This window comes from Erysipelothrix inopinata, assembly GCF_014396165.1.
In the GTDB taxonomy this organism is placed as follows: Bacteria; Bacillota_I; Bacilli_A; order Erysipelotrichales; family Erysipelotrichaceae; genus Erysipelothrix; species Erysipelothrix inopinata.
Map to the genome: position 1 here is coordinate 960,548 of NZ_CP060715.1, position 26,105 is coordinate 986,652.

At 35.4% G+C, this 26,105-nt stretch carries 24 protein-coding genes and 1 riboswitch; of the genes, 16 read left to right on the forward strand and 8 right to left on the reverse strand.

What is annotated here, in order from left to right; translation table 11 throughout:
- Positions 1-23 precede the first annotated feature (23 nt).
- On the reverse strand, positions 24-2,780 hold the full coding sequence (locus H9L01_RS04680; protein ID WP_187534853.1) for a MucBP domain-containing protein: 2,757 nt from the start codon (positions 2,778-2,780) through the stop codon (positions 24-26).
- A gap of 203 nt (positions 2,781-2,983) precedes the next feature.
- Here H9L01_RS04680 and H9L01_RS04685 point away from each other — a divergent pair, with 203 nt between their 5' ends.
- From H9L01_RS04685 to deoD, 3 genes are all read left to right on the forward strand, one after another.
- The gene (locus tag H9L01_RS04685; RefSeq protein ID WP_187534854.1) at positions 2,984-3,568 is read left to right on the forward strand and encodes a TetR/AcrR family transcriptional regulator; all 585 of its coding nucleotides are present in this window, start codon (positions 2,984-2,986) and stop codon (positions 3,566-3,568) included.
- Complete coding sequence (locus H9L01_RS04690; RefSeq protein ID WP_187534855.1) at positions 3,569-4,099, forward strand: GNAT family N-acetyltransferase; 531 nt, start codon at positions 3,569-3,571, stop codon at positions 4,097-4,099.
- A gap of 122 nt (positions 4,100-4,221) precedes the next feature.
- Positions 4,222-4,941 carry a purine-nucleoside phosphorylase gene (deoD, locus tag H9L01_RS04695; protein WP_187534856.1) on the forward strand — a complete coding sequence of 240 codons (720 nt, stop codon included), beginning with the start codon at positions 4,222-4,224 and terminating at the stop codon, positions 4,939-4,941.
- A gap of 25 nt (positions 4,942-4,966) precedes the next feature.
- On the opposite strand, the gene H9L01_RS04700 is transcribed toward deoD, so the two are convergent.
- Together H9L01_RS04700 and H9L01_RS04705 are read right to left on the reverse strand one after the other, a co-directional pair.
- On the reverse strand, positions 4,967-5,749 hold the full coding sequence (locus H9L01_RS04700) for an ABC transporter permease (protein WP_187534857.1): 783 nt from the start codon (positions 5,747-5,749) through the stop codon (positions 4,967-4,969).
- Positions 5,749-6,705 (reverse strand): ABC transporter ATP-binding protein, encoded by a 957-nt coding sequence (locus H9L01_RS04705; RefSeq protein WP_187534858.1) that lies wholly within the window; start codon positions 6,703-6,705, stop codon positions 5,749-5,751. The genes H9L01_RS04700 and H9L01_RS04705 overlap by 1 nt, the downstream gene beginning before the upstream one ends.
- 211 nt (positions 6,706-6,916) lie before the next feature.
- Between H9L01_RS04705 and H9L01_RS04710 the strand changes: the two genes are divergently transcribed.
- A complete protein-coding gene (locus tag H9L01_RS04710; RefSeq protein WP_187534859.1) occupies positions 6,917-7,549 on the forward strand; it encodes an NAD(P)-dependent oxidoreductase in 633 nt (210 codons plus the stop codon).
- A gap of 28 nt (positions 7,550-7,577) precedes the next feature.
- Here H9L01_RS04710 and H9L01_RS04715 read toward each other — a convergent pair whose 3' ends face one another.
- Positions 7,578-8,003: a GNAT family N-acetyltransferase gene (locus tag H9L01_RS04715; RefSeq protein ID WP_187534860.1), complete on the reverse strand. Its 426-nt coding sequence runs from the start codon at positions 8,001-8,003 to the stop codon at positions 7,578-7,580.
- 114 nt (positions 8,004-8,117) lie between these two features.
- Between H9L01_RS04715 and H9L01_RS04720 the strand changes: the two genes are divergently transcribed.
- Positions 8,118-8,321 (forward strand): heavy-metal-associated domain-containing protein, encoded by a 204-nt coding sequence (locus tag H9L01_RS04720; RefSeq protein ID WP_187534861.1) that lies wholly within the window; start codon positions 8,118-8,120, stop codon positions 8,319-8,321.
- A 9-nt stretch (positions 8,322-8,330) separates the two neighbouring features.
- Positions 8,331-10,784 (forward strand): heavy metal translocating P-type ATPase, encoded by a 2,454-nt coding sequence (locus tag H9L01_RS04725; protein ID WP_187534862.1) that lies wholly within the window; start codon positions 8,331-8,333, stop codon positions 10,782-10,784.
- A gap of 65 nt (positions 10,785-10,849) precedes the next feature.
- Here the strand turns inward: H9L01_RS04725 and H9L01_RS04730 are convergent, their stop codons facing one another.
- Positions 10,850-11,053, reverse strand: a complete 204-nt coding sequence (locus tag H9L01_RS04730; protein ID WP_187534863.1) for a cold-shock protein — start codon at positions 11,051-11,053, stop codon at positions 10,850-10,852.
- A gap of 208 nt (positions 11,054-11,261) precedes the next feature.
- On the opposite strand from H9L01_RS04730, the gene H9L01_RS04735 reads away from it, so the two are divergent.
- From H9L01_RS04735 to eno, 6 genes are all read left to right on the forward strand, one after another.
- Positions 11,262-12,659, forward strand: coding sequence for a UPF0236 family transposase-like protein (locus tag H9L01_RS04735; protein WP_187533310.1), 1,398 nt, complete (start codon positions 11,262-11,264; stop codon positions 12,657-12,659).
- A gap of 110 nt (positions 12,660-12,769) precedes the next feature.
- Positions 12,770-12,961 (forward strand): copper chaperone, encoded by a 192-nt coding sequence (locus H9L01_RS04740; protein ID WP_187534864.1) that lies wholly within the window; start codon positions 12,770-12,772, stop codon positions 12,959-12,961.
- Complete coding sequence (locus tag H9L01_RS04745; RefSeq protein ID WP_187534865.1) at positions 12,961-13,140, forward strand: thermostable hemolysin delta-VPH; 180 nt, start codon at positions 12,961-12,963, stop codon at positions 13,138-13,140. Before H9L01_RS04740 ends, H9L01_RS04745 begins: the two co-directional genes overlap by 1 nt.
- Before the next feature lie 550 nt (positions 13,141-13,690).
- On the forward strand, positions 13,691-14,890 hold the full coding sequence (locus tag H9L01_RS04750; RefSeq protein ID WP_187534866.1) for a phosphoglycerate kinase: 1,200 nt from the start codon (positions 13,691-13,693) through the stop codon (positions 14,888-14,890).
- Positions 14,891-14,892: 2 nt separating this feature from the next.
- Positions 14,893-15,636 carry a triose-phosphate isomerase gene (gene tpiA, locus H9L01_RS04755; RefSeq protein ID WP_187534867.1) on the forward strand — a complete coding sequence of 248 codons (744 nt, stop codon included), beginning with the start codon at positions 14,893-14,895 and terminating at the stop codon, positions 15,634-15,636.
- A 24-nt stretch (positions 15,637-15,660) separates the two neighbouring features.
- Entirely contained in the window at positions 15,661-16,956 is a 1,296-nt protein-coding gene (gene eno / locus H9L01_RS04760; RefSeq protein ID WP_187534868.1) for a phosphopyruvate hydratase, read from the forward strand.
- A gap of 117 nt (positions 16,957-17,073) precedes the next feature.
- On the opposite strand, the gene H9L01_RS04765 is transcribed toward eno, so the two are convergent.
- Complete coding sequence (locus H9L01_RS04765; RefSeq protein ID WP_187533253.1) at positions 17,074-18,354, reverse strand: ISL3 family transposase; 1,281 nt, start codon at positions 18,352-18,354, stop codon at positions 17,074-17,076.
- A 208-nt stretch (positions 18,355-18,562) separates the two neighbouring features.
- On the opposite strand from H9L01_RS04765, the gene H9L01_RS04770 reads away from it, so the two are divergent.
- Complete coding sequence (locus tag H9L01_RS04770) at positions 18,563-20,536, forward strand: hypothetical protein (protein WP_187534869.1); 1,974 nt, start codon at positions 18,563-18,565, stop codon at positions 20,534-20,536.
- A gap of 72 nt (positions 20,537-20,608) precedes the next feature.
- Here H9L01_RS04770 and H9L01_RS04775 read toward each other — a convergent pair whose 3' ends face one another.
- On the reverse strand, positions 20,609-22,006 hold the full coding sequence (locus tag H9L01_RS04775; protein ID WP_187533310.1) for a UPF0236 family transposase-like protein: 1,398 nt from the start codon (positions 22,004-22,006) through the stop codon (positions 20,609-20,611).
- Between the two features lie 127 nt (positions 22,007-22,133).
- Positions 22,134-22,235: riboswitch (purine riboswitch) on the forward strand.
- Positions 22,236-22,401: 166 nt separating this feature from the next.
- Between H9L01_RS04775 and H9L01_RS04780 the strand changes: the two genes are divergently transcribed.
- The 3 genes from H9L01_RS04780 (at position 22,402) to H9L01_RS04790 (ending at position 25,146) form a co-directional block, all read left to right on the forward strand.
- Positions 22,402-23,685 carry an NCS2 family permease gene (locus tag H9L01_RS04780; protein ID WP_246449177.1) on the forward strand — a complete coding sequence of 428 codons (1,284 nt, stop codon included), beginning with the start codon at positions 22,402-22,404 and terminating at the stop codon, positions 23,683-23,685.
- A 33-nt stretch (positions 23,686-23,718) separates the two neighbouring features.
- A complete protein-coding gene (locus tag H9L01_RS04785) occupies positions 23,719-24,291 on the forward strand; it encodes a phosphoribosyltransferase family protein (RefSeq protein ID WP_187534870.1) in 573 nt (190 codons plus the stop codon).
- A 129-nt stretch (positions 24,292-24,420) separates the two neighbouring features.
- Positions 24,421-25,146 carry a DsbA family oxidoreductase gene (locus tag H9L01_RS04790; protein ID WP_187534871.1) on the forward strand — a complete coding sequence of 242 codons (726 nt, stop codon included), beginning with the start codon at positions 24,421-24,423 and terminating at the stop codon, positions 25,144-25,146.
- A 69-nt stretch (positions 25,147-25,215) separates the two neighbouring features.
- On the opposite strand, the gene H9L01_RS04795 is transcribed toward H9L01_RS04790, so the two are convergent.
- Complete coding sequence (locus H9L01_RS04795) at positions 25,216-26,040, reverse strand: helix-turn-helix transcriptional regulator (RefSeq protein WP_187534872.1); 825 nt, start codon at positions 26,038-26,040, stop codon at positions 25,216-25,218.
- Between the last annotated feature and the right edge of the window lie 65 nt (positions 26,041-26,105).

A 26,105-nucleotide genomic window follows, 5' to 3' on the forward strand; every position in this document is an offset into this window, starting at 1 on the left:
TGATAGCTGCCTTTTGATATGGTTTAGTTTTCTTTTCGTTTCATTAATTTCACAACAATTAACATTGAACCAAGGAGTACAGAACCAAATCCAATGTAGGACGGAGCGACTCCTGTTGCTGGTAAAACATGGGTTGTTACTTCTGCTGGTGTTTCTTTTGAAATTAATGGTTTTTTAATTTGTTCTTTAGGTTTCTTCTTAACCCCTAAAACCACCGGTTGAGAATACGTATAGATAACAACTTGATCTTCTAATGTGAACAATCCTTTGGCATTGTCTGTAACAGAAACAAAGTCATAGTCTTCGCTATTCATTGCCTCAGTTTCATAGGGTAATCCATATTTGTTAAGGCCACTGATGAATTCAGGTTTGATAATTTCGTTACCTTCATCATCAAGATGCTTCACAATAACATTTCCTGCATTTTTGCGTTTATAAATATAAGTTACTGTTTGATCATTTTCGGTATAAGTTCCAGAGGCATTGCTTGGCACTGTGGTTAATTCAAAGTATTTTATTGAAACACTTTCAGTTTTAAAAGGTAATCCAAGTTTATTGTTTCCTTCTAAAACAACTGTAGTTGCGAGCGTATTTCCTTGTGTATCAACATGTTCCACTACGATATTTCCGGCGTTTTTACGTTTGTAAGTATACGTTACGATCTGTTCTTCGGCAGTAAATGTACCCGTTGCATTATCAGGTGTCCTTAAGAGTTCATAGTTAGTGATTGAAGCAGAACTTGTAGTATATGGTTTTCCTAATTGATGAGTACCATCAATTGTTTCAGAATCGGCTAATTTATTACCCAGTTCATCTACGTGGTTTACTGATATATTTCCAGCGTTTTTACGTGAATAGACATACGTCACTGACTGAGTTTCTAAAGAGAAGATTCCATTCGCGTTATTTGGAGTCTCTTTAAGTTCATAATTTTTAATATCATGTGATGTTGTAGCGTAAGGTAAACCAAGTTTTGATTCGCCAGATAGTAAATCACTATCTACTAATTTGATACCATCTGTATCAACATGGTTTACAATGACATCGCCTGAATTTTTACGTGCATAGATATAGTTTACAAATTGAATTTCTTGAGTAAAGGTACCTGTAGCATTAGTAGGTGTTTCTATTAAGTCATAGGATTCAATATCAACAGCGTGGGTTGAATAACTTAATCCGTATTTCCCACTTCCGTCTAACATGCTACTTTCAGCAAGAGGTTCACCCGCCGTGTCAAAGTGATTCACAATAACAGGGGCAGCATCTTTACGTTGATATTTGTAAATGACTTCCTGTGGCTCTTTTGTGAAGACACCACGTGTATTGCTTGTTGCAGATATAAAGTCATAGAACTCGAATGTTTGTTTTAAAGTCGTATAATCCTGTCCTAATTTGTTATGGCCAGATAGTGTGATTGAATCTGCAATTGGATTATCGTTATTGTCAACGTAATGAACAGTAACATCACTACCATTCATTTCTGGCAATGTTGCGAAAATAAGAATTTGAAATGCTTGTTGTCCATAGGGACTACCATCATCATAAAATCTGAAATGAAGCGTTTGTAATTTCTTGGGTGTATCTTTTTCAAGAACATCAATCAAGTCTTCACGATTCCAACGAATGGATTTAAGTGAATAATTTTCATCATATGTATATCGTTGATTTTTTGGACTATAGTCCCCTAAAGGGTTCGTATCACTTTTTGAACTTTCAACTCTTTCAGGCGCAATAAGTGCGTTCTTCATGGTCTTAGTTTTAGGGTCATAGGATTTTGGAGCTGTAATATAATCGAGGTTTAAAACAATTTCATCAGTCGTTTCATCGTAAGTGAGCATTGGGTTTTGCTGAATTTTATAGGCATGATGTAATACAAATCCAATACCTGAACCGTTATCCAATACGACAGAACTAAAGTCTGAGATTTGAGGAAGGTTAGGATTGAATTGATTTGAATTATGACCTTCGGCATTAATGTCTAGAGAAACATACGGATTTGTTAAAGTATCAAGTCCTGTCAAATCTTTGACGGGATTATCAATTAAGTTCAAGGAAGTTAATCGAGTGAATACAGTAAAGGGTTCAAAGGCAGTGATTTTATTAGCCATTGTCTCATTCCCTTGAACTACGAGTCGATCTTTAAGTGGACTCCCTACAGAGTTTACATCTCGAGGTTGTAAATTTGACACGTTAATACTTGAGAGAGATTGATTATTTTTAAGTGTATTAATATGTTTGTTTTCAATCCCTGCATTGTTTAAAGTCAAACGTGTGATGTTTGTTTTACTGATAGGTTCTAACATCGATTCACCGAGATCTAATATTCGAGGATTGGGTGCAATTACTTCAAGAGATCTTAAAGATCCTTTTTCAATCCCTGCATAAGAAACGAGGTCAGGTTCGGTTAATACTAAGTCATTTAACTTAGGAAGTGAATCAATAGACTGAAAGTCCTTGATGTCAGAGGAACCTCTAAGAACGAGTAATTCCAGATTCTTTAATGAACTGAATTCTTTAAATGATTGAATCTGAGTGTTGTTTTCACGGATGAACAATGAATCAATCGCATCTAATTGTTCTTGTGTCACAACAGTTTCATCTGATGATAAAGACAGTTCTTGCCGAACGGCTCTTTCAATACTCTTATTTGGAAAGAGTGCTCTAATGTCGTACGGTGTGTTTAAATCAGTCACTTCTGTATCTGCATGTACAGGAGGGTAAATAGAAATACTTAATGTCAGTGATAAAACCAACATTATTAAAACTTTGATTTTATTCATAATATCCCCTTCTACAACCAATGGTTGTCAACAAGCGAAAGTATAGGGGATTTCACATACTAATACAACTAACGTTGTGTATTCAATGAAAGTTTCATAATTGAAATGTGTATAAATATCTGAAATGAGTATTTTTATTGTAATTATTTAAGAGGATGTTATACTTTATTTAGACATCGATGTCTAAATAATTAGGAGGAATTATGAAAAGTACATACCAAAAGCGACGTTCTGACGATATTATCAAAATGGCTTACCCCGTATTTTCGGAGAATGGATATGCCAATGTCACCATGAAAATGATAATGGAATATACAGGTCTTTCCCGTGGAGGACTCTATGCTCATTTCGGTAGTGTTGAGGATTTATTTGTAAGTGTTTTGGAATATGATGATCAAAGAATCATTGAAGAACTATCTGCTTTTGATACGTCTCAATCTATACTCTCTCAATTTGAACAATGGATTTTGACGATCATTTCAAATGAGCGAATGCAACATCATTCACTGACCAAGGCCAAGTCAGAGTTCCTCACAGCGCATAACAATGAGTATCTCCAAAATAGAGAAGCTTATCTTGAGGAGACGTTACTGAATATATTAAAAGAAGCACTCAATAGAAATGAAATCGACGGAAATTTAGATTTAAAGAATTATGTTTCTTTCATGATTGCATCGATGAATGGAGTCATGTTGTATACTCACCTTAAACCAATGAGTGAGAAAGATTTTAATAGAGTTTCGCAGTTTCTAATAGAGGCATTACTTAAACCATTAAAAGGAGAATAAATGTTTAAAACAGATAGAATAGAATTAAGAAAAGTCCAACCAAGTGATAGTGAAATTTATTTCAACTGGAAAAATGATTATGATGTCATGAAACATACAAATCCTAATTTTGATCTTGCTACTCGAGAAGAAGTGGATGGGTTTATTAGCTTCATCATCGGAGAACCATCATCAAAAGGATATATGATTGTGAATCGAGAAACACAAGATGTCATGGGAATTGTATCGCTCATTAACATTGATACAAAAAACCGTTCAGCAGAATGTATCATCGACATTGGTAATAAAGATTATTGGGGAAAGGGATTTGGAAATGAAGCTTTATCATTACTGATGAATTATTCATTCAATGAACTAAATCTTCACCGTTTATATCTCAACGTCTTTTCTTCTAATAAACGAGCAATTGCTTTATATGAGCGTTTAGGATTCGTACATGAAGGCACTATGCGCGAAGGAATATATCGTGAAGGATCCTGGCAAGATATCCATAATATGGGAATCCTACAAAAGGAATTTCAATCAAGATAAAGGTGAAAGCAGCCACTAATGAAGCTGCTTTTATGTAATTAATGGTATTAGACTCAGAAGAAGGATTAAAACTTATTTGTTTCATGGTATAATCAAACTATAACTGAGGAGGAATTAGTTACATGGCTACACCACATATTAATGCAGAAAAAGGACAAATTGCAAAAGTTGTCTTAATGCCTGGAGATCCACTACGTGCTAAATTTATTGCGGAAACATTCTTAAAAGATGTAAAGCAATTTAATGAAGTCCGTAACATGTTCGGATACACAGGTACCTATAATGGCGTTGAAGTTTCTGTAATGGGTTCAGGTATGGGACAACCAAGTATTGGTATCTATTCATATGAACTCTATACACAATTTGGAGTTGAAGCAATCATTCGTATTGGTTCAGCTGGATCTTATGTTAAGGAACTCAATGTCTATGATGTTATCTTAGCGGATAGCGCATATAGCGAGTCTTCATTTGCGAAAGTTGCTTTCGGATATGAAGAAGATACACTTGAACCAAGTGCATTGCTTAATGCATCACTTCGTGAAAGTGCTAAGAAATTAGGCATTGCAATGCAAGAAGGAAGAATCCATTCAAGTGATGTATTCTACCGTGACTCAGGCGTTACATGGCAAGAACTTGTTAAAAATCACCAAGTAACTTGTGTTGAAATGGAATCATACGCACTCTTTGCAAATGCTAAGAAACTTGGAAAACATGCTGCATGTGTTCTAACAATTTCAGATTCATTTGTTACAGATGATGTTACTACAGCTGAAGAAAGACAACTCTCATTCACAAAGATGATGGAAGTAGCTCTTGATACAGCAATTACAGTTAAATTCTAAAAAAAAGGTCCGATGAATATCGGGCCTAATTTTTTGCAAGATTCATAAAGCGTTTAAAACCAACGACTCCCATAAGAATGGTGAAACCAACCATACCAGTGATACTTATTAGTAGAGGCATCGAAGTTACAGTAGGATAGATAATTGTTCTGAGGGCTTCATTAATATAAACGAGTGGATTGATTAATACCAACGCTTTGAATATCGGTAGGGGTGACAATGCATTCCAAGTAAAGAAGATAGCGCCTGTAAAAACAAGGGGCATTAAGAAACCTGGGAACATTGCAGCAATTTGCATTGGCTTAACGATTGTACCAACCAGTAGTCCTAAGGTTGCGGAAGTAATCGAAGCAAGAATAAGAATCCCAATGAGCATGAGTATTTGATTCGTTGATAATGAGAATGATAGATACTCATTCATAAAGATAAGTGAAATAGGTAAAACAATTAAAGCACCAATCCATGATTCAATCATTCCAACGATCATTTTTGATATCGCAATATATTTAGTGTCAATTGGCGCTTGAAGACGATCTTCAATTTCTCTTGAGTTATTAAAATCCATGGATAGCGGTACTGCAGTTCCGTGAATTCCTGTTAAGAGTAAACTCATTCCAACCATTCCAGGGAACATATATTTAGGAAAATCTGCAGATACGATTCCAATCTTAGGAAGTACATAACCGTAAATTACAATTAAAATAAAGGGTAGCATCGCGACACGGAAGATAAACTCATATTTATCACGAGCTTGAATCAGCAGGTCCCGTTTGATCATTGTTTTGATGATTTGTTTCTTGTTGTTCATTATTGTGTTGCTCCTTCCGTTGTGAGATATACGAAGACATCGTCAAGGCTAATACCACTTAAATTAAATGTCTCAATCTTTAAATTAGTTTCTCTAATCCAGCTTAGAAGAGATTCAGTCGGATTATCACCATCTTTTAGATATAAAGTAAATTGGTCGTTTTCAGTTTTTGACAGTGATTCCACAATATTAAGATTTTGAAGTAAATGTTCTTGTTCAGAACTGATTGTTTCAAACTTAACATTTGCAACGTGTTTTCCAGGAACACGTTTCTTTAATTCATCGGATGTACCAATTGCTTGGATTTTGCCATGACTGAAGATAGCAATTATGTCTGAGAATCTTTCTGGTTCTTCCATGTAATGGGTTGTGAGGAATACGGTAGTTCCTTCTTTGTTTAATTCCAACATTTGTTCCCATAAGATTTCACGATAGGCTGGATCAAGACCGGTTGTTGGTTCATCAAGGAAAAGTATTTCTGGACGATGAACCATTGCTCGCGCAATTTTTAAACGTTGAGCCATTCCTCCAGAGAATGAACGAACATATTCATTTTCCCAATCTGTGAGACCAAATTTATCAAGTAAGAAATCTGCTCTTTTGTTGGCTTCGTGTTTTGACATTCCGAAATATAAAGCGTGGAAAATAAGATTCTCTCGAGCTGTTAATCCGCGATCGAGATTGTTGTGTTGCGCTACGATACCAATTTTTTCACGAGCTTCAATCGCGTACTTTTCAAGATCCTTACCATCAATTGTTACTGATCCGCTTGTAATTTCCTTCTGAGTCGTTAACATACTGATTGTTGTCGACTTTCCAGCACCGTTAGGTCCTAGGAAACTAAATATTTCCCCACGACGTACATCAAATGAGATGCCGTTAACAGCGATGAAAGGATCACCATTCTTTTTCTTATACTCTTTAACTAGGTTATGCACTTGGATTATATTTTCCATGTTGAGCCTCCGTTTTCTTTTTACAATCACAGTCTACATTTGTAGACGATATTTGTCAACCCTTATGACTCAAATATTTTTTTGTTTTTTGAAACGTTCATGCGCACTTAAAAGGAACACGCGTACACGAGGGAAAATTATAATAAAAAATCACCATACTGGAAAATAGTGGTGAAAGAGGTCTATATTTAACATAGGAGGTAACACATTTATGAAAATTGCAGTATTAGGAGCAAATGGAAAATCGGGAGGGTTTATTGTTGATGAACTAATCCATCAAGGATATGAACCAACCGCAGTTGTTAGAAATAAAGATACTTATCAGGGAAATGCAAAACATATTTTAGTTAAAGATGTTTTTAATTTAACCCAAAACGATATTTTAGATTATGATGTCGTTATCAACGCACTCGGATTCTTTACGGAAGCAACCTTGAAAAATCATCTTGAGTCGACAAAACATCTCATTTCAATTTTAGAAGGACTTGATACACGCCTTATGGTTGTGGGAGGTGCAGGAAGTCTATTTGTTGATAACGATGAAACAATTCGTTTAATGGATACGCCAGACTTTCCAAGTGATTACAAACCTCTTGCTGTTGCAATGTACGAAGCTTTCGATTATCTGAAAACAGTGACTGATGTTAATTGGACCTATTTAAGTCCTTCAGCATTCTTTGACTTTGAAGGAGATCGTCTGGGACATTACCGTCTCGGAGGCAATCAACTTCTTGTCAACGATGCGGGTGAAAGTCGTATTAGCTATGCTGATTATGCAATTGCAATGGTTGATGAAATAAAAAACCAGAAATATAAAGGTCAACGATTTACTGTTGGCGAATAAAAAAACACGTCTCAGACGTGTTTTGTTTTTAGAGTTTCTTTGAAAAGAAATATTCTGTGTGTCCTTCAGGAGCATCTTCAAGTGTTCCAAAGATTTGATAACCTTGTTTTTCATAAAACTCTTTTCCTTGAAAATCAAAACTATCAAGATGTCCGACCTTACATCCAAATTCTTTCGCATCTTGCTCAACTTGAGCTAATAATGCAGAACCGATCCCTTGCTTGCGATAGGATTCATGAACCCAAAGCACATCAACATAAAGAATTTTCCACATGACTGCATAAGCGGAGATACCTGCTATGATCTCATCGGACTCATTTTTCATTATATATTGAAATGGGTGGAACTCTTCATCTTGCTCATAAGGTTTAATCGATTCATTGAAGTTGGAGAGTTGCTCATCCACATATTCGATATCTTCTTGTAAGCCTACTTCTAAACTATATTCTCTCATTTTTATCACCTGGTATCAGTATACCTCAAAAAAATTAAATAAGAAATGCAAACATCTTGTCAGAGATAGAAAAGCATGATAAACTACAAATGTAAACGAAAGAAGGAGTAACATATGGAAAAACAATATTTAGTAGAAGGAATGACATGTAATCACTGTAAAGCACGCGTTGAAAAGGCAATTGAAGCAGTTGAAGGTGCTGAAGTTGTTTCAATTGATGTTGATTCAAAACAAGCAATCTTAAACGTAGAAAATGAAGATGTTGCAATGGAAGTTAAGGAAGCTGTTGCAAACAGTGGTTATGCTTTAAAAGAATAGAGGTGCAGTATGAAAGATAAGACATATGATATTACAGGGATGACATGTGCTTCATGCCAAACACATGTCGAGAAAGCAATTGCTGGATTAGAGGGTGTTGATCACGTTGATGTAAACTTGATGACAGAACAAGCTCATGTTGTTATGAATGACACCGTGACAGATGAAACCATTAGAAAAGCAGTCGAAGACAGTGGTTATGGTGTAGCGGAAAAAACAGTATTAAAAGAAGTTGAATTAAAGATAACAGACATGACCTGTTCCTCATGTGTTGCGAATATTGAAGGTGCACTTCAAGGACTGTCAGGTATTGATAAAGCAGTCGTGAATTTAATGTCTGAACATGCACTCATAACCTACAATCCGTCAAAAGTTAAGCTTGTTGATATTATTGAGACAATTGAAGGTCAAGGATATGGTGCTAAACAAATCGAACGCGATATGTTTGCAGTTGATGAAACAGCCATTAAAAAGCAAAAAAAAGAGAAGCGAAATCTTACAATTAGCCTTATCTTAGGAGGGTTGATTCTATATATTACTATGGGACAAATGATTCCAGGAGTAACGCTACCGTTACCTTCTTTCATGAGTATTCATGATCATCCTTTGATGTATAGTATTGTTCAAATCATCTTGACAGTACCTGTAGTAATTCTAAACTTAGGATATTTCAAACGTGGTTTTAAAACATTATTCAAAGGTCACCCAAACATGGACTCATTAGTAGCCATTGGTACAGGTTCGGCTTTAGTATATAGTGTTTATGGTTTCATTCAAATCATGAATGGTAACTTAGATTTTGTTCATCATCTATATTTTGAATCCGCAGTTGTTATCTTGGCCCTTATTAGTTTGGGTAAATATATGGAAACAAGCAGTAAATCGAAAACTTCATCTGCTATCAAAGCTCTTTTAAATCTTAAGCCTAAAAAAGCAATTTTGCTTCGTGACGGTGAAGAAATTGAAATTGATTCTGATGAAATTACGGTTGGAGATCGTTTGGTTGTAAAACCTGGATCTTCAATTCCAATGGATGGTGTCATTATTGAAGGGCATACAAGTATTGATGAATCAATGATTACTGGTGAAAGTATGCCAGTTGATAAAGCAATCGATGACGATGTTATCATGGGAACCATGAATACTAATGGACGTATTATTATCCAGGCGACTGTCGCTAACGAGGATACAAAGCTTGCTCAAATCGTCAAACTCGTTGAAAATGCTCAAAATGAAAAGGCTCCAATTGCAAAAGTCGCTGATAAAGTATCAGGTGTCTTTGTACCGGTAGTTATCGTCATTGCAATTGTCTCAGCCTTACTATGGTTCTTCTTTACAAAAGATCTTGAACTCAGTCTTACAATCTTTGTTACTGTTTTAGTTATTGCATGTCCTTGTTCATTGGGATTAGCAACACCGACAGCAATTATGGTTGGTACTGGAGTGGGTGCTGAAAATGGAATCTTCATTAAATCTGCTGAAGCACTTGAGGAAGCATCTCATGTAGATACGGTTGTATTTGATAAAACTGGAACATTAACTTATGGAACACCGGTTGTTACCGATGTGAAAACTAAAGGTGATGTCTCAGCATTAATGGCAATTGTTGGTGCAGTAGAAAGTGCTTCTGAACATCCACTTGCTGCAGCAATCGTTGAAGAAGCTCGTAAGTACCATGATTCATTTGAAACTGCAACAGATTTTGAAGCGTTAGTGGGACGGGGTGTCGTAGGATATCTCGGAACAAAAAGAGTTCTTATTGGTAATGAGAAACTGATGGTTGAAAATAATATTTCGACAGCTGGTTACGAACAAGATATACACCAATTAGCTCAAGAAGGTAAAACAGCGATGATTGTTGCACTTGGTAATAATATCGTTGGGATCATTGCAGTTGCTGATACAATTAAAAAAGAAGCAATTCGAACTGTATCGATGCTTCAAGATATGAATATTGACGTTGTGATGATGACTGGTGACCACCGTGAAACTGCACAAGCAATTGCTGGTCAAATTGGAATTACACATATCTTTGCGGAAGTGCTTCCAGAAGATAAAGCAAATCATATCAAAGACCTACAAGATCAAGGTAAGTCAGTGATGATGGTTGGTGATGGAATCAACGATGCGATTGCATTGGTTCAGTCAAATGTTGGTGTCGCAGTTGGAACGGGTACCGATGTAGCGATTGAATCTGCAAAAGTTGTCTTAATGAAAGATGATATTACTGATGTAGTCAATGCACTTTCTTTAAGTCAGGCTACGATGCGTAATATTCGTCAAAATCTATTCTGGGCATTTGCCTACAACGCTGTTGGAATTCCATTTGCGGCAGGCCTATTCAAGGTTCTCTTCAATGGACCACTCTTGGATCCAATGATTGCTGGAGCGGCAATGGCACTCAGTTCAGTATCGGTTGTAACCAATGCATTACGATTACGTCGATTTAAAATTAAGAAATAAAAAAAGAGATGGAGGAATCCATCTCTTTATCCATGTCGCTCATTAGTGTGCTTTGAGAGCGATTATTATAAGCCTTTAACGTTGATAGCTTGTGGTCCACGTTGTCCCATTTCGATATCGAAAGTAACAACTTGTCCTTCGTTTAAAGTTTTGTAACCTTCTGAAACAATTCCTGAGAAGTGAACAAATAGTTCCTCATTGTTTGAGTCATTGATGATAAATCCAAAACCTTTTTCTGCATTAAAAAATTTAACTTTTCCTGATTCCATGTGATTTCCTCCTGTCTAGAGTAAGTTTCTATATTATATGACAGAATCACATAAGAAATATTACTTAACTTATGCATTATACAGTTTATATGATGATTTGTCAATCAAACCATTCATGAGGATTGTGTAAAATAGGTGGGGGAATACAAAAAGCGATAACTCGCTTATAATGGTTTTACTACAAACTATTAGAAAGTGAGCTATCGCCATGACTATTTTACCACAATTTGAATTATCCAACACCTTAAAAAATTTATTTGTGTCTATCCAGGAATCAACGAATTACCTTTTAGAACCTACCAATCAAGAATTTACGATCCGTAATTACTCTCAGTTTATTGAACATACTTCAGAATGGCTTCGCATTGCTGCTTGTGACTATCTTGTTCAAAACTTTGAACTTCTTGATTTAAAATTTAAGAATTCCGCACTTCGTAAAAGAGATTACTATGTTCACCAAACACGTGAACGCACCCTTATTACTGTATTTGGAGTCGTGAAGTTTAAACGAACTATCTACAAAGATAAGACTACAGGAAAAACCTTTATCTATGTCGATCGCAAACTAGGTTTACCTAAATATGATCGCTATGACCCATGCGTAAAGTGCATGATTGTGGAGACTTTTGCGAATCAAAATTCAATGATTAAAGTCGGAGAGCAGATTGGTGACAGAATCTTTTCTTCTTTCTCAACGTCTCAGCATCGTGAACATTATCGTATATCAAGACAAACAGTTTATAATACCGTTAAACGTCCCTTGCCGTCACTGTCTGAACTTTGTGAGCCTAAGCCTACACCAAGTCACTTATACATCATGGCCGATGAAAAGTATGTTCATATGCAACGTAATGAATCTCAGTCTGTCATGGTCAAGTCAGCTGTAATTTTTGAAGGTATAAAAGGACCTCAGAAGCGCCGTCAATTGATTAATAAAATGGTTTATTCAGGAACTGAAAGTAATTTCTGGAATAGTGTATATGACCTCTTATCAATCACGTATGATATGGATAAAATCAAGAATATTACCATACTCGGAGATGGTGCTTTATGGATTAAGTCAGGAACTCGTGAATTTTCTCATAGTAGCTTTGCCCTTGATAAGTTTCACTTTAAACAAGCACTTAATCATATCACCACAGATAAACCTACAAAAGAAATCCTCGCCTCCAATATAATTAACGGAAATACTGAAACCTTTAATCAAATCATTCAAACCTTGATAGATGGTACAGAACAATCAAATCGTCAAAAAACAATAGAAGAAAAATGTAATTATATACTACGCAATACTCTTGCGATACAGTACAGCTACAACGGCTTGAAAATAGGTTGTAGTATGGAGTCAGCTATCAGTCATAATCTCGCTTCTATATACTCAAATAGACCTAAGGGATACTGCAAAGAAAATTTAAATGCTTATCTTAATCTAAGAAACTTATTCCTTAACCATATCGATATTAGAAACTTATATTTAGATTCAATAGATCCTAAAAGTATAAAACAAAAAGAAGCCAAATATGACTTCTCGATGTTCGAACAACGAAATGCTTACGATAAATCCTCGAGTTCAAGATGGCTTAAGGCACATATCAGCAGAAATTAAAGAAACCATTATTTTCCCCCACTTATTTGACACTAACATTCATGAGAGTATTCATGTACTTTTAAAATCTATCTTGATATAATTGATATAAGAATTAAGGATGTGATAGAATGCGACATATTATATTTGTCAAAGGATTGGACAGTGAAGAAAAAGCACAACGTATTTCGGAAACTCTCGATGAAACTCGTTTAAAATATACAGTGAGTGTCATATCATCAAGCGTTACGGTAGAAGGATCAAATGATTCTGTATACACAGCAAAACAAGCCATCATGCAAGCTGGATTTATGGTTCAATAATGGCATATTTTAATTATCATGCACGTGCAAAAGAATTAATTGCGACAGGTCATCTTACACATTTTGAAATTGTAGACGATTGGAATGGTATTAAGCCAGCATTGGTTTTGTATTTTGATAATTACCGCCCGATGCCAATTCGAGAATATCGCTGGCCCGAGTATTTTGAAATACTCTAATAAAGTTATAAATACTGAGAGAGAAACTGGTTCATTACAGTTTCTTTTTTATTGCGACAATGATTGAAATAACTTGTATTTATGCTGAATAGTCATCAAACACTTGTCTTGAATTAGTATACGCATGAAAATGACTGTCTCATTCGAGATTGAGGAGTAGTTTATAGATAGATTCGTATTGGTCCATGAGCAGCATGTGTTTCACAGAACTTTGTATCTTCATAATCAACGAATTCCTTAAATAAGAGTGGGTTCGAGATAATATTTTTCTTTCTCGATTATCATCCTCGAAATCATAATGGGTATTTGGTTGCATTTTTAAAATTTCCTCAATTTTAAGATTAACTAAAAAATATGAAATTGACGGATACTTACTTATTTACAGTTCTCTTTATGAGAAAAGTGAATCCTTTAACAAATGAAAAGGGTTACATGAGTTGTTTTTTAAGTTTCGGTAAACTCTATGTGAAATCACGGACATCTCACTGATATTTAATTGTTTATCAAATGTTTATTTGCTATAATGTGGGAGGTAAATAAGGAGGCAATTATGACAAAAAGAACTGTCAGTGATCTTGATGTTGCTGGTAAACGTGTCATTGTACGTGTTGACTTTAACGTTCCACTAAAAGATGGCGTTATTACAGATGACAACAGAATCAATGGAGCTCTACCAACAATCAAATATTTGGTAGAACATAATGCAAAAGTTATTCTTATGTCGCACTTGGGGAAAGTAAACCATAAGGATGCAGAAAAAACAGAAGCAGACAAAGCTAAAAACGATTTAGCTCCTGTAGCAGTACGTCTACAAGAGTTATTACCGGAATCAAAGGTAACCTTTGTTCCAGTTACTCGTGGAAAAGCGCTTGAAGATGCTATTTCATCATTAGAGGATGGAAATATTGTCTTAATGCAAAATACACGTTATGAAGTTGGCGAAAGTAAAAATGATGACAACCTTGCTGAATACTGGGCAAGTTTAGGTGATCTATTCGTTAGTGATGCATTTGGATCAGTCCACCGTGCTCACGCTTCAACTGTCGGAATTGCAAAACATCTTCCTTCAGCATTGGGATTCCTTGTTGAAAAAGAAGTTAAATTCTTAACAGAAGCTATCTACTCACCAAAACGTCCATTCGTGGCTATTCTTGGTGGTGCTAAAGTTAGTGATAAAATCAGTGTTATTGAAAACTTATTAGATGTTGCTGATAAAGTTATCGTTGGTGGTGGAATGGCATATACATTCTATAAAGCAATGGGACGTGAAATCGGGACATCACTCGTAGAAATGGATCGTATTGATGTTGCGAAAGCAATCATGGAAAAAGCAGGAGATAAACTTATCTTGCCTGTGGATACTGTCGTAGCTAAAGAATTTGCACCTGATGCAACTCCAGTTGTAGTGAGTGCAGATGCTATTCCAGCAGATATGATGGGACTTGACATTGGACCTAAATCAATCGAACTTTTCAAAAATGAATTACAAGGCGCAAAAACAGTTGTATGGAATGGACCAATGGGAGTGTTTGAATTTGAAGCATTCGCTAAGGGAACATTATCAATCTGTGAAGCAATCACTGAACTCCCTGACGTATTAAGCGTTATCGGTGGTGGTGACTCTGCTGCAGCTGCAATCCAACTAGGATTTAAAGACCAAATCACACACATTTCAACAGGTGGTGGTGCAAGCTTAGAATTTATGGAAGGAAAAGAATTGCCAGGTATTGCTGCAATTCAGGATAAATAATTATGAGAAAACCAATTATCTTCGGTAACTGGAAAATGAATAAAACAAATGCTCAAGCACAAGTCTTCTTTGACGGTGTTGAAGCATTCGTAACAGATAAAGCTGACTTTGGAGTTGCTGTACCTTTTACAGCTCTTGCAACATCAGTGAATGCTGCATCAAAAATGAATGTAGCTGCTGAAAACGTACACTGGGCACCTAACGGCGCATATACTGGTGAAGTTTCAGTTGAAATGTTAAAAGAAATCGGTGTCAAATGGGTTGTTTTAGGACACTCAGAACGTCGTCAATACTTTAACGAAACGGATGCTGACATCAACAAGAAAGCTGTTGTCACAATCGAAAACGGAATCACACCAATCGTTTGTGTTGGTGAAACACTTGACGAATTTGAAGCAGGTAATACTGAATCAGTAGTTCGTACACAAGTATCAGGATGCTTAACAGGATTAAACGGCGAAGACGTAAAAAACATCGTTATCGCTTATGAACCAGTTTGGGCAATCGGAACAGGTAAGAGTGCAACTGTTGAAATTGCACAAAACACATGTGCATTAGTGCGTGACGAAGTTCGTAATATCTTCGGAAACGATGTTGCTGATGCAGTACGTATTCAATACGGTGGATCTGTTAAACCAGATAACATCGAAGAATACATGTCACAAGAAGACATTGATGGTGCATTGATTGGTGGCGCTTCATTAGAAGTTGACTCATTCAAAGCAATCATTGATGCAATTAAATAGGTTATAAAAGGAGGACATTTAAAAATGCCATTTATTATTGATATTTATGCTCGTGAAGTTTTAGACTCACGTGGAAATCCAACTATCGAAGTTGAACTTAGCACAGATTCAGGTGCTTTCGGACGTGCAATCGTTCCTTCAGGAGCTTCAACAGGTGAACGTGAAGCTTTAGAATTACGTGATGGCGATAAGAGCCGTTACGACGGAAAAGGTGTTTTAAAAGCTGTTGAAAACGTTAACGATATCATCGCTGACCACCTTATCGGATTTGATGTAACAGACCAAAACTTAATCGACCAAACAATGATCGAATTAGACGGTACATCAGACAAATCAAAACTTGGTGCTAACGCAATCTTAGGTGTTTCTATGGCTGCTGCAATCGCTGCTGCTGACTTCTACGGAATGCCACTATACAAATACTTAGGCGGATTCAATGGAAAAGAACTTCCTGTTCCAATGATGAACGTTATCAATGGTGGATCACACGCTGACTCATCAGTTGATTTCCAAGAATTCATGATCATGCCAATCAGCGCAACTTCAATTAAAGAAGCTATCCGTATGGGTGCAGAAACATTCCACGCTTTAAAATCAGTATTAAAAGCAAAAGGACATGTTACAGCTGTTGGTGATGAAGGTGGATTTGCTCCTAACCTAGGATCAAACGAAGAACCATTACAAGTTATCGTTGAAGCTATCGAAAAAGCTGGATACGTTCCAGGAAAAGATATCGTTCTTGCAATGGACGTTGCTGCTTCAGAATTCTACGATGTAGAAAAAGGAACTTACGTATTAAGCAAATCAGGTGGAGCTGAATTAACATCAGACCAAATGATCGACATGTACGAAGGATTCTTAGAAAAATACCCAATCGTTTCAATTGAAGACGGATTAGGAGAACGTGACTGGGATGGATGGAAACGTCTAACAGACCGTATCGGAGATCGTTGCCAAATCGTTGGTGATGACTTATTCGTTACAAACCCTACAATCCTTAAAGAAGGAATCGAAAAAGGAATTGGTAACTCAATCCTTATTAAAGTTAACCAAATTGGTACATTAACAGAAACATTTGACGCTATGGAAATGGCTAAACGTGCTGGGTATACTTCAGTAGTTTCACACCGTTCAGGTGAATCAGAAGATACAACAATCGCTGATATCGCTGTAGCATTCAATGCTGGTCAAATCAAAACTGGTTCAATGAGCCGTACAGACCGTATTGCTAAATACAACCAATTAATCAGAATTGAAGATGAATTAGGAAGCGCTGCTAAATACTCAGGAGCTGCTACATTCTTCAACATTAAAAAATAAATTTTATAGCTGTCAGTTTCCTGACAGCTTTTTTTGGCTCTTGAAAATCTAGTGTTGGTGAACTCCAATATTGATTTAGAGTCACGGCTCCATCACATTAATTTGTGGTGGAGCTTTTTATAATTGTAATGGTAACATTGTGTTGCTTATAAGTAAAACTCTCGCTCTAAAATTTGTGAATGATCGATACCCGAATGCAATTCTCTTAATTACTTTTATTAAGTTATTAGTACCTTCTAATTTTCCGTTTGAGTATTCATAAGTAAGTGCATTAAGTATCGATGTTTTATGATAGTTGAATGTATTGATTGTGGTTTGAATCGTCTTGGGTAGATGTTTGTAATTCTTGGATATTAAGTCTTCGAAATAGTCTATTTGCCTGTTATTGATAGAGAGCCGTATTCGCTGCATTAACCAATAACACTCTTCGAGTTCTTTTGAAGATCTCAAGAGTTCATCGACGACCTGTTGTTCAGTCATAAGATGAGGGAAACACTTAAAGTGCTTATATTCTTTGTCATCTAAATCATCTTGAGTCATCATTAAGAGTTTCCAATACTTCTTCAATTTAGAGTAGTATTGTTTATTCTCTTTCATAACTTGCGTCCTTACAGAGTTGAATGATCGATTAATAAGCTGAACGACATGGAATCTATCGGTAATTATTTTAGCGTTAGGGAAACAGGACTTTACGAGGTCGATATATCCTTTAAACATATCCATAGAAACAGTCTCTACTTGTTTTCTAACTTCAAGAGGGAATGAAAAGAAATAAGACTTGAGGAAACCAATATGACGATGCGTAAGGATATCCAGTATCTTACCTGTATCAGCGTCTGTAAAAATAAATGACATCTTACCCTTAACCTCTTTAACTGACTTAAACTCATCGAAGGATAGGTTCTTGGGCAAGGAATTGTGAGGTTGAATAAACTTTGAATTGATATTTGTGATCCAAGAGTTAATGGTAGTGTGAGAGATATTATTACTCTTTGATATATCCCAAACAGAACGTTTTGTCTTAATTTCTAAAAGTACTTTATGATAGGTGTTCTTGGATATGGAGCAGTTTTTATCAACTAGGTTTGTTTGAGAGATAAATGTATGCGAACACATCTTGCAGTAATAGCGTTGTTTTTTAAGTTTTAAGTAGGTTGTGAAATTAGAACACTTTGGAAGTTTAATTGTGACAGACTTAGTTCCGTTTTTAATAATAGAGTTATCTTGATTAATGCAACCACATTTTGTGCAATAATCGGGATGATCCGGAGAGTGTGTAGCGTATACAACGTGAGATAAAACTCCTTTTATGACTTCTTGTTGAACACTTTCATCTGAAAAATGTATGGATTTGTCTTTAATATTAAGTAAAATTCGTGTATTATTTTGATTGGACATAGATGATGGATCCCTTTCTCTGGTTGTGGTGACTTTAGTATAGAGGATTTACTTATCTATGTCTTTTTTTATTATCTAAAATAAAAAAGTGTTGATGAGATAAATATCTCACCAACACCAGATTTTAAAGAACCCTTTTTTTATGCAACAAATGAGGATGATTATACAATTATTCGTTATGTTATAATGGAGTGGTGAGGGTTTATCTATGAAAAATTTTAAAATTATTCATCCAATTAATAAAAATGAATATAAGAGTATTATCAAGAAAAATTGGTTTCTACCATTAATAGTACTGGCAATCACAATCTACTTTGGACCTGTTAAATCCATTCCTGCAGGTTATAATCCGAAAATGTTCTATAATCCTATTATTGACTTTATCGAAGTCAGCGGATTTATAATCGCTCTTGGAACGATTTATGTTGTTAAAAGCTTTTTGAAAAGTTCAGAAGAAGCTAATGATATGACAATTGGCAAAACAGCATTTGTGACTCATGCTGCAGCATGTTTTATGTTACTTGTATTGCCGGCTGTTATCTCATATACAATAGTCCTGTTTACTAACACTATGATGTTTGGTTTGGGGTCTGTTCCAGGTGCATTATCTCGATTATTAGTAGTTTCAATCATACTCTACTCAGTTATTCTTATTACAAACTGGGTTGTTGTAAATACGGGAAGTGTTTTCGAGTCAATTTTTTATACATTACTTATTTTGGTTACACCTTTTTTAATTTATGATGCAATATCGCTTTTATTTCTCGCAATGGTTCCAGGATTTTCTGTATTTAGACAAAGTGAAGTTCTGGGTTTAATTTCTCCTATTGCGGCAGGAGCATATGTTAACGAATCAGGTGTTCATCGCTATGGCGTAGAGTTTTTTGCCTCCTATTGGTTTATTATAAATATACTATTTACGAATTATTTAGGTAAAAAATTTGAGAAGCGAACAACTTTTTACGAACGAAACAAATATACGAATAATCGTTTTAAACAAGTAGTGAGCATCTCGATTACAGCTATGGTACTTGTTTATCTAACAATGTTTAAAATGGGTGTTCAAGAACAGTTCCAGAACTTTTTAGATTGGAAGGTGTTACTTTTACCACTTCTCATAGGTCTCGTACTATACTTCATTTTGTTTATGATTCAGAATCGAAAAATTGGAAAATTTCAGGATTTCTTCGTAACTTATACAGTTATCAGTGTTATTACCTTAGTAGTATGCTCGCTCGTATTCTTTACAAAAGGGATGGGCTTCAGTGATGATTTACCTAAAACTAGTAATGTATCGCATGTATCGATAGTTGCAGCACTGGGTCAAGAATACGATCCTTTTACAGTGTTTGAGATATATCCCTATATTCGTATTACAAATCCCCAAACGATTGATGAAATCATTAAATTCCACCGTGATGTGATTCAAGACATAGAAATTAATGGTCAAAATGACAATCTAAAATCTGGAAGTATGTTGGATATTACGTATTATATGAAAGAGGGAGAAAAAGTTAATCGTAATTATTTCATACCGGAAGACATTTACACACGCTTGCGATTCATCCTTGGTGATCTGGATGTGGCAATGCAATCTCAACCAATATTTTTAAATGACATGGTATCGATTTTTGCTTATAATGATGTATTTACGGAGTCACAGGATTTAATGAACTATAAAGATCAATTCATCGAAGCGTATCGTAAAGATTTGACAGAAATGGCGCCTCAGGATAGATATGATAATGGAACGCAAATAAAATATAACATTATCTATACTATGGATTTTGTTCGGTATATTGATGAGTATGGAAATTATCAAGTGAACAAACTTGAACATCCTACACCGCAACAGATTGTGATTGATGATCGTTATGTTAATACTGTAAAGCTTATCAACAGTTTAAACCTCGATACTGTAAAAACGGAACCTGAATATATTTTAATTGATAAGAATATCGAAGAAAATTCACGTCTGAAAGATGGTCGCGTGAAATTGGTTCATACTCTCAATTTGAGAAATGAGTTACTCATGAACGGAAATTATAGTTTCGGTGAAATAGAATTGTATTCGGGTCATTTGAAGAACACAGCCTACGATAACTCAGAGTATTCAAAACTTGTTATTCGGCTAAAAAATCAAGGAACGACCATTCGAACAGTTCTGCCCATAATAGATTAAAAAAGAGCGCAGTTTATGCGCTCTTTTGCTGCTCTGTTAGTGTCAAATAAGTGGGGGAAAATAATGGTTTCTTTAATTTCTGCTGATATGTGCCTTAAGCCATCTTGAACTCGAGGATTTATCGTAAGCATTTCGTTGTTCGAACATCGAGAAGTCATATTTGGCTTCTTTTTGTTTTATACTTTTAGGATCTATTGAATCTAAATATAAGTTTCTAATATCGATATGGTTAAGGAATAAGTTTCTTAGATTAAGATAAGCATTTAAATTTTCTTTGCAGTATCCCTTAGGTCTATTTGAGTATATAGAAGCGAGATTATGACTGATAGCTGACTCCATACTACAACCTATTTTCAAGCCGTTGTAGCTGTACTGTATCGCAAGAGTATTGCGTAGTATATAATTACATTTTTCTTCTATTGTTTTTTGACGATTTGATTGTTCTGTACCATCTATCAAGGTTTGAATGATTTGATTAAAGGTTTCAGTATTTCCGTTAATTATATTGGAGGCGAGGATTTCTTTTGTAGGTTTATCTGTGGTGATATGATTAAGTGCTTGTTTAAAGTGAAACTTATCAAGGGCAAAGCTACTATGAGAAAATTCACGAGTTCCTGACTTAATCCATAAAGCACCATCTCCGAGTATGGTAATATTCTTGATTTTATCCATATCATACGTGATTGATAAGAGGTCATATACACTATTCCAGAAATTACTTTCAGTTCCTGAATAAACCATTTTATTAATCAATTGACGGCGCTTCTGAGGTCCTTTTATACCTTCAAAAATTACAGCTGACTTGACCATGACAGACTGAGATTCATTACGTTGCATATGAACATACTTTTCATCGGCCATGATGTATAAGTGACTTGGTGTAGGCTTAGGCTCACAAAGTTCAGACAGTGACGGCAAGGGACGTTTAACGGTATTATAAACTGTTTGTCTTGATATACGATAATGTTCACGATGCTGAGACGTTGAGAAAGAAGAAAAGATTCTGTCACCAATCTGCTCTCCGACTTTAATCATTGAATTTTGATTCGCAAAAGTCTCCACAATCATGCACTTTACGCATGGGTCATAGCGATCATATTTAGGTAAACCTAGTTTGCGATCGACATAGATAAAGGTTTTTCCTGTAGTCTTATCTTTGTAGATAGTTCGTTTAAACTTCACGACTCCAAATACAGTAATAAGGGTGCGTTCACGTGTTTGGTGAACATAGTAATCTCTTTTACGAAGTGCGGAATTCTTAAATTTTAAATCAAGAAGTTCAAAGTTTTGAACAAGATAGTCACAAGCAGCAATGCGAAGCCATTCTGAAGTATGTTCAATAAACTGAGAGTAATTACGGATCGTAAATTCTTGATTGGTAGGTTCTAAAAGGTAATTCGTTGATTCCTGGATAGACACAAATAAATTTTTTAAGGTGTTGGATAATTCAAATTGTGGTAAAATAGTCATGGCGATAGCTCACTTTCTAATAGTTTGTAGTAAAACCATTATAAGCGAGTTATCGCTTTTTGTATTCCCCCACCTATTTTACACAATCGCTGCTCTAAGGTGTTTGACTTAAAACGCTTTAAATGGTAAGATTTGACCATAAAAACTCCATATATTTCTGGTAATACGGTCCGGAAGTTTCTACTTACATCCCGTAAAGATGTGAACTATGGCAAAAGGGACTTTGCGTTAGCAAATATTTTTTATTTTCTCTTTCTGCCAAACATGGCAGTTTTTTAATATATTGATTGAAGAGGAGAGAAAATGAAGGAATCAATAAATCGATTTTTTGGTATTGAAGCGTCAGGATCTACGATTAAAAAAGAGCTTGCGGGGGATTAACCGCGTATCTATCAATGGCTTATGTCATATTTGTGAATCCGATTATATTGGGACAAGCGGGTATGCCTAAAGATGCTGTCTTTATGGCAACAATTATTTCATCTGCGATTGCAATGTTTATTATGGGATTTTATGCGAAAATTCCACTTGGGTTAGCACCATGTATGTCGATGAATGCTTTCTTTGCATTTAGTGTTGTATTGGGAATGGGAATCCCATGGCAAACTGCATTAGCATCAGTGCTTGCATCATCAGTGCTATTTGTATTGTTAGCTATCAGTGGTGTTAGAGCCAAAGTAATCAAAGCAATTCCAATGACAATTAAGCAAGCAGGTAATGTTGGGTTGGGTCTATTTATTGCATTCGTAAGTTTTAAAAACTCAGGAATTATTGTACCGAATGAAAGTATGTTTATTACTTTTGGAGGCTTTGGTAATCCTAATGTAATTATTGCGTTTGTAGGAATCTTAACAGCATCGTTTTTCTTGGTTCGTAAAAATCAGTATGCCGTTTTTTATGGGATGATTGGTGCTGCAGTTTGTGGACTTCTTATTCGCTTTGGTTACAATATGGATGTCATTCATCTATCTGCCGAAGCGGCAGCAACGCTTCCTCAACTTCCTCAAGGAAGTCCGGTAGTATTCCCAACGGTTCCATGGAATGCAATGATAAATGAAACACTCTTTGTTGCGGTTAAAGAATTACCAAATCTCTTGAACCCACAAGCAATGATTGTTGTTCTTACATTCTTGTTCTTAGACTTTTTTGGAACAGCAACTACGTTATCTGCAGCTGCATCGCAAATTCCACATCTAAGTGAGGAAGAGTTTGAAAGCAATAAAAAAATCTATGTTGCGGATGCACTAGGGTCTTTCTTTGGAGGTATTCTTGGGACATCCAGTTTATCAACATATATTGAATCGGTATCGGGAATCATCTATGGAGCGCGTACGGGGCTCATGGCGGTAACTACAGGAGTCTTATTCTTGTTGTCGATGTTCTTTTACCCATTATTGTCTTTGGTTACTGCAGCCGTAACAACACCAGCAATGGTTGTAATCGGAATCTTCATGATGCAAAACATTACTAACATCGATTGGCATAGTGGATATGAGTACGTCATTCCATCCTTCTTAACGATTGTAATGATGCCACTGACGGGATCAATTGCTCTGGGATTAACTTTAGGATTTGTTTCTTATTGGATTTGTATGCTCTTTGCGAAAAGAATTAAGGAACTTCCACCCGTAATGCACTTTATTACCTTGATTTCAATAGCATACATGATGACTTTGTAGTATAATTTGATATAAAAATGAGAGAGGGATTGTATGAAACTATTAGAAGATAAAATTAAGGAATGTGGCTTCGTTGCAACATCAGACATACTTGATGTAAGCCAATTCTTAAATGCGCAAGTCGATGTAGAATTAATGCAAGCAATCGGAAAAGACTTTGCAGACTACTATAAAAATCATGACTTTGATGTATTTGTAACTGTGGAGAGTTCAGGAATTGCACCAAGTGTGTTCGCGAGCCTTTATGCCAACAAACCACTAATTGTGATTAAGAAAGATCAGACTGAAAAAGATAACGAAGTATTTGCACAACAAGCTTGTTATTCATATACTAAGAAGAATGCTTACTACCTAACAACACGTACAAAACTAATTGAAAATAAGAGAGCAATCTTAATTGATGACTTCTTAGCTCAAGGTAGTGTCGTGAAGAATGTGGAGCTGTTACTAGCATCTGTAAATGCAACACATGTAGCAACAGGGATTTGTATCTCAAAAAACTATCAACCAGGATACCAAAAATTAATTGAAGAAGGTCATGATTTATACTGCCAAGCACAAATTAAATCATTAGATCCTGAAACAAATACTGTAATATTCGAATAAATAATACCTTAAAACACATTGAAATTTCAGAAAATTTCAATGTGTTTTTTGTTTGAATAAGCGTTACTTGTATAAAAAAATTTGGACTATGCTATGATGCAATAGAAAAAGGTATAAAAAGGAGCCAATATGTCAACATTAAAAATTGAATTTTTCCATGATGTAATTTGTAGTTTCTGCTATCCAATGTCGTTTAGAATGAGACGAATTGTTTCACAAATTCCTGAAATTGAAGTGATACATCGATCATTCGCACTTGCTCAATCACCTGACGATCTAGCTCGTATGTTTGGTTCGCATGAAGGCGCGAAAGATATTATTATGGGTCATTGGGAACAAGCAAATCAAAATGATACGGAACATCGATTTAATATCGATGGAATGAAACAGGAATCTTTTCTATTTCCAACGTCCATGCAACCGTTACGTGCAGTGAAAGCAGCAGGTATGGTTGGTGGTGAAAAAGAGTACTGGGATGTGTTCGACGCGCTTCAAAAAGGCTTATTCACTGATAATTTAAATATTAATGATGAGGCAATCATCAATGATTTGGCTAAACCATTTGTCACAGATTATGAAAGATGGCAAGAGATCTATCAGAGCCAAGAATCTTTAAATGCGGTAAGAGAAGATTTTAAAATTGGTCAAAATTACGGAATCAATAGTGTACCAAGCCTTGTGATTGATGGAAAATACCTTATAAATGGTGCTGTTCCAGAAGACTACCTTCTCAAAACACTTCAAGATTATATTGAAGAAAAGAAAAATAAAGAAGGTAGATTAATTAATAAAAATCCTGAGAATGAAAGTGGCGAAAGTTGCAATTTTGTTGACGGAAAATGGGAATGTGATTAGTTTAAACCCTAATATAAAATAAAAGGTTAAATCATTATTTGATTTAGCCTTTTATTATGGAATATTAAGTTAATTAGCGAACGAATTTCGATAGTCAGATGGGGAAATATTTTGTACGCGTTTGAAGTATTGCGAGAAGTAGGAAGATGTTGAAAATCCTACAATACTTGCAATTTGAGAGATGGATAAGTCAGTGTTTTCGAGAAGCTTTTTTGACTCAATAATTCGCTTATTTAAGACGAAATCTATCGGTGCCATTCCAGAATGTTCCTTAAAGATATGAGATAAATAGTATTTATTCATAAAGGTTAAATCTGCGAGATGATCAAGTGTGATTGGCTCTCTAAAATGTACATTAAGATAGTTTTCGAGAAAGACGCAATCCTTGTTCAATTCTTCGCTTACATCACCCACATCAAGGAGTGTTTCTGTTCTTCTGACAGCATTAATAACTAAGATATTTAGAAGGTTATCAATGACAAGATCAGAATACGCATTATGATGCTGAAGTTCAGCTAAAATAGCCTTTAAATAAAAGAGGATTTCGTGTTTGTATTGGCTGTAGTTATGGATAGAAAATCCCAAATCATTTTCAATTCCAGCAAAGAATTTAACACCATCAATTCCAAGTACAATATACTCAAGAGGATTCTCTTGATCACTAACTTCTGTATGAATGATATTTGGGTTGATGATGACCATATCATCCTCCTTTACAGGAAAGGTAGAACTATCATTAAATTGAAAATATCCACGACCGCGAATAACATAAAACAATTCAGTAAACGGATGTGAGTGTAACGTTGAATGCCAGTCAGCATCGTAAGACGAGCTTTCGATGTAAAGTAATTTTAATTTAGTTATTAACTTTTGCATGTTTGTTGTGGTTTCCATAATATGCCCTCCGGTGCCATTATATTACGAAAATTAAAATATAACAAGAAGTCACATGTGGTGGA

Bases quoted from the DNA above. Each gene is read 5' to 3' on its own strand.
- H9L01_RS04680 (WP_187534853.1), bottom strand. From the start codon at position 2,780: ATGAATAAAATCAAAGTTTTAATAATGTTGGTTTTATCACTGACATTA.
- H9L01_RS04685 (WP_187534854.1), top strand. From the start codon at position 2,984: ATGAAAAGTACATACCAAAAGCGACGTTCTGACGATATTATCAAAATG.
- H9L01_RS04690 (WP_187534855.1), top strand. From the start codon at position 3,569: ATGTTTAAAACAGATAGAATAGAATTAAGAAAAGTCCAACCAAGTGAT.
- deoD (WP_187534856.1), top strand. From the start codon at position 4,222: ATGGCTACACCACATATTAATGCAGAAAAAGGACAAATTGCAAAAGTT.
- H9L01_RS04700 (WP_187534857.1), bottom strand. From the start codon at position 5,749: ATGAACAACAAGAAACAAATCATCAAAACAATGATCAAACGGGACCTG.
- H9L01_RS04705 (WP_187534858.1), bottom strand. From the start codon at position 6,705: ATGGAAAATATAATCCAAGTGCATAACCTAGTTAAAGAGTATAAGAAA.
- H9L01_RS04710 (WP_187534859.1), top strand. From the start codon at position 6,917: ATGAAAATTGCAGTATTAGGAGCAAATGGAAAATCGGGAGGGTTTATT.
- H9L01_RS04715 (WP_187534860.1), bottom strand. From the start codon at position 8,003: ATGAGAGAATATAGTTTAGAAGTAGGCTTACAAGAAGATATCGAATAT.
- H9L01_RS04720 (WP_187534861.1), top strand. From the start codon at position 8,118: ATGGAAAAACAATATTTAGTAGAAGGAATGACATGTAATCACTGTAAA.
- H9L01_RS04725 (WP_187534862.1), top strand. From the start codon at position 8,331: ATGAAAGATAAGACATATGATATTACAGGGATGACATGTGCTTCATGC.
- H9L01_RS04730 (WP_187534863.1), bottom strand. From the start codon at position 11,053: ATGGAATCAGGAAAAGTTAAATTTTTTAATGCAGAAAAAGGTTTTGGA.
- H9L01_RS04735 (WP_187533310.1), top strand. From the start codon at position 11,262: ATGACTATTTTACCACAATTTGAATTATCCAACACCTTAAAAAATTTA.
- H9L01_RS04740 (WP_187534864.1), top strand. From the start codon at position 12,770: ATGCGACATATTATATTTGTCAAAGGATTGGACAGTGAAGAAAAAGCA.
- H9L01_RS04745 (WP_187534865.1), top strand. From the start codon at position 12,961: ATGGCATATTTTAATTATCATGCACGTGCAAAAGAATTAATTGCGACA.
- H9L01_RS04750 (WP_187534866.1), top strand. From the start codon at position 13,691: ATGACAAAAAGAACTGTCAGTGATCTTGATGTTGCTGGTAAACGTGTC.
- tpiA (WP_187534867.1), top strand. From the start codon at position 14,893: ATGAGAAAACCAATTATCTTCGGTAACTGGAAAATGAATAAAACAAAT.
- eno (WP_187534868.1), top strand. From the start codon at position 15,661: ATGCCATTTATTATTGATATTTATGCTCGTGAAGTTTTAGACTCACGT.
- H9L01_RS04765 (WP_187533253.1), bottom strand. From the start codon at position 18,354: ATGTCCAATCAAAATAATACACGAATTTTACTTAATATTAAAGACAAA.
- H9L01_RS04770 (WP_187534869.1), top strand. From the start codon at position 18,563: ATGAAAAATTTTAAAATTATTCATCCAATTAATAAAAATGAATATAAG.
- H9L01_RS04775 (WP_187533310.1), bottom strand. From the start codon at position 22,006: ATGACTATTTTACCACAATTTGAATTATCCAACACCTTAAAAAATTTA.
- H9L01_RS04780 (WP_246449177.1), top strand. From the start codon at position 22,402: ATGGCTTATGTCATATTTGTGAATCCGATTATATTGGGACAAGCGGGT.
- H9L01_RS04785 (WP_187534870.1), top strand. From the start codon at position 23,719: ATGAAACTATTAGAAGATAAAATTAAGGAATGTGGCTTCGTTGCAACA.
- H9L01_RS04790 (WP_187534871.1), top strand. From the start codon at position 24,421: ATGTCAACATTAAAAATTGAATTTTTCCATGATGTAATTTGTAGTTTC.
- H9L01_RS04795 (WP_187534872.1), bottom strand. From the start codon at position 26,040: ATGGAAACCACAACAAACATGCAAAAGTTAATAACTAAATTAAAATTA.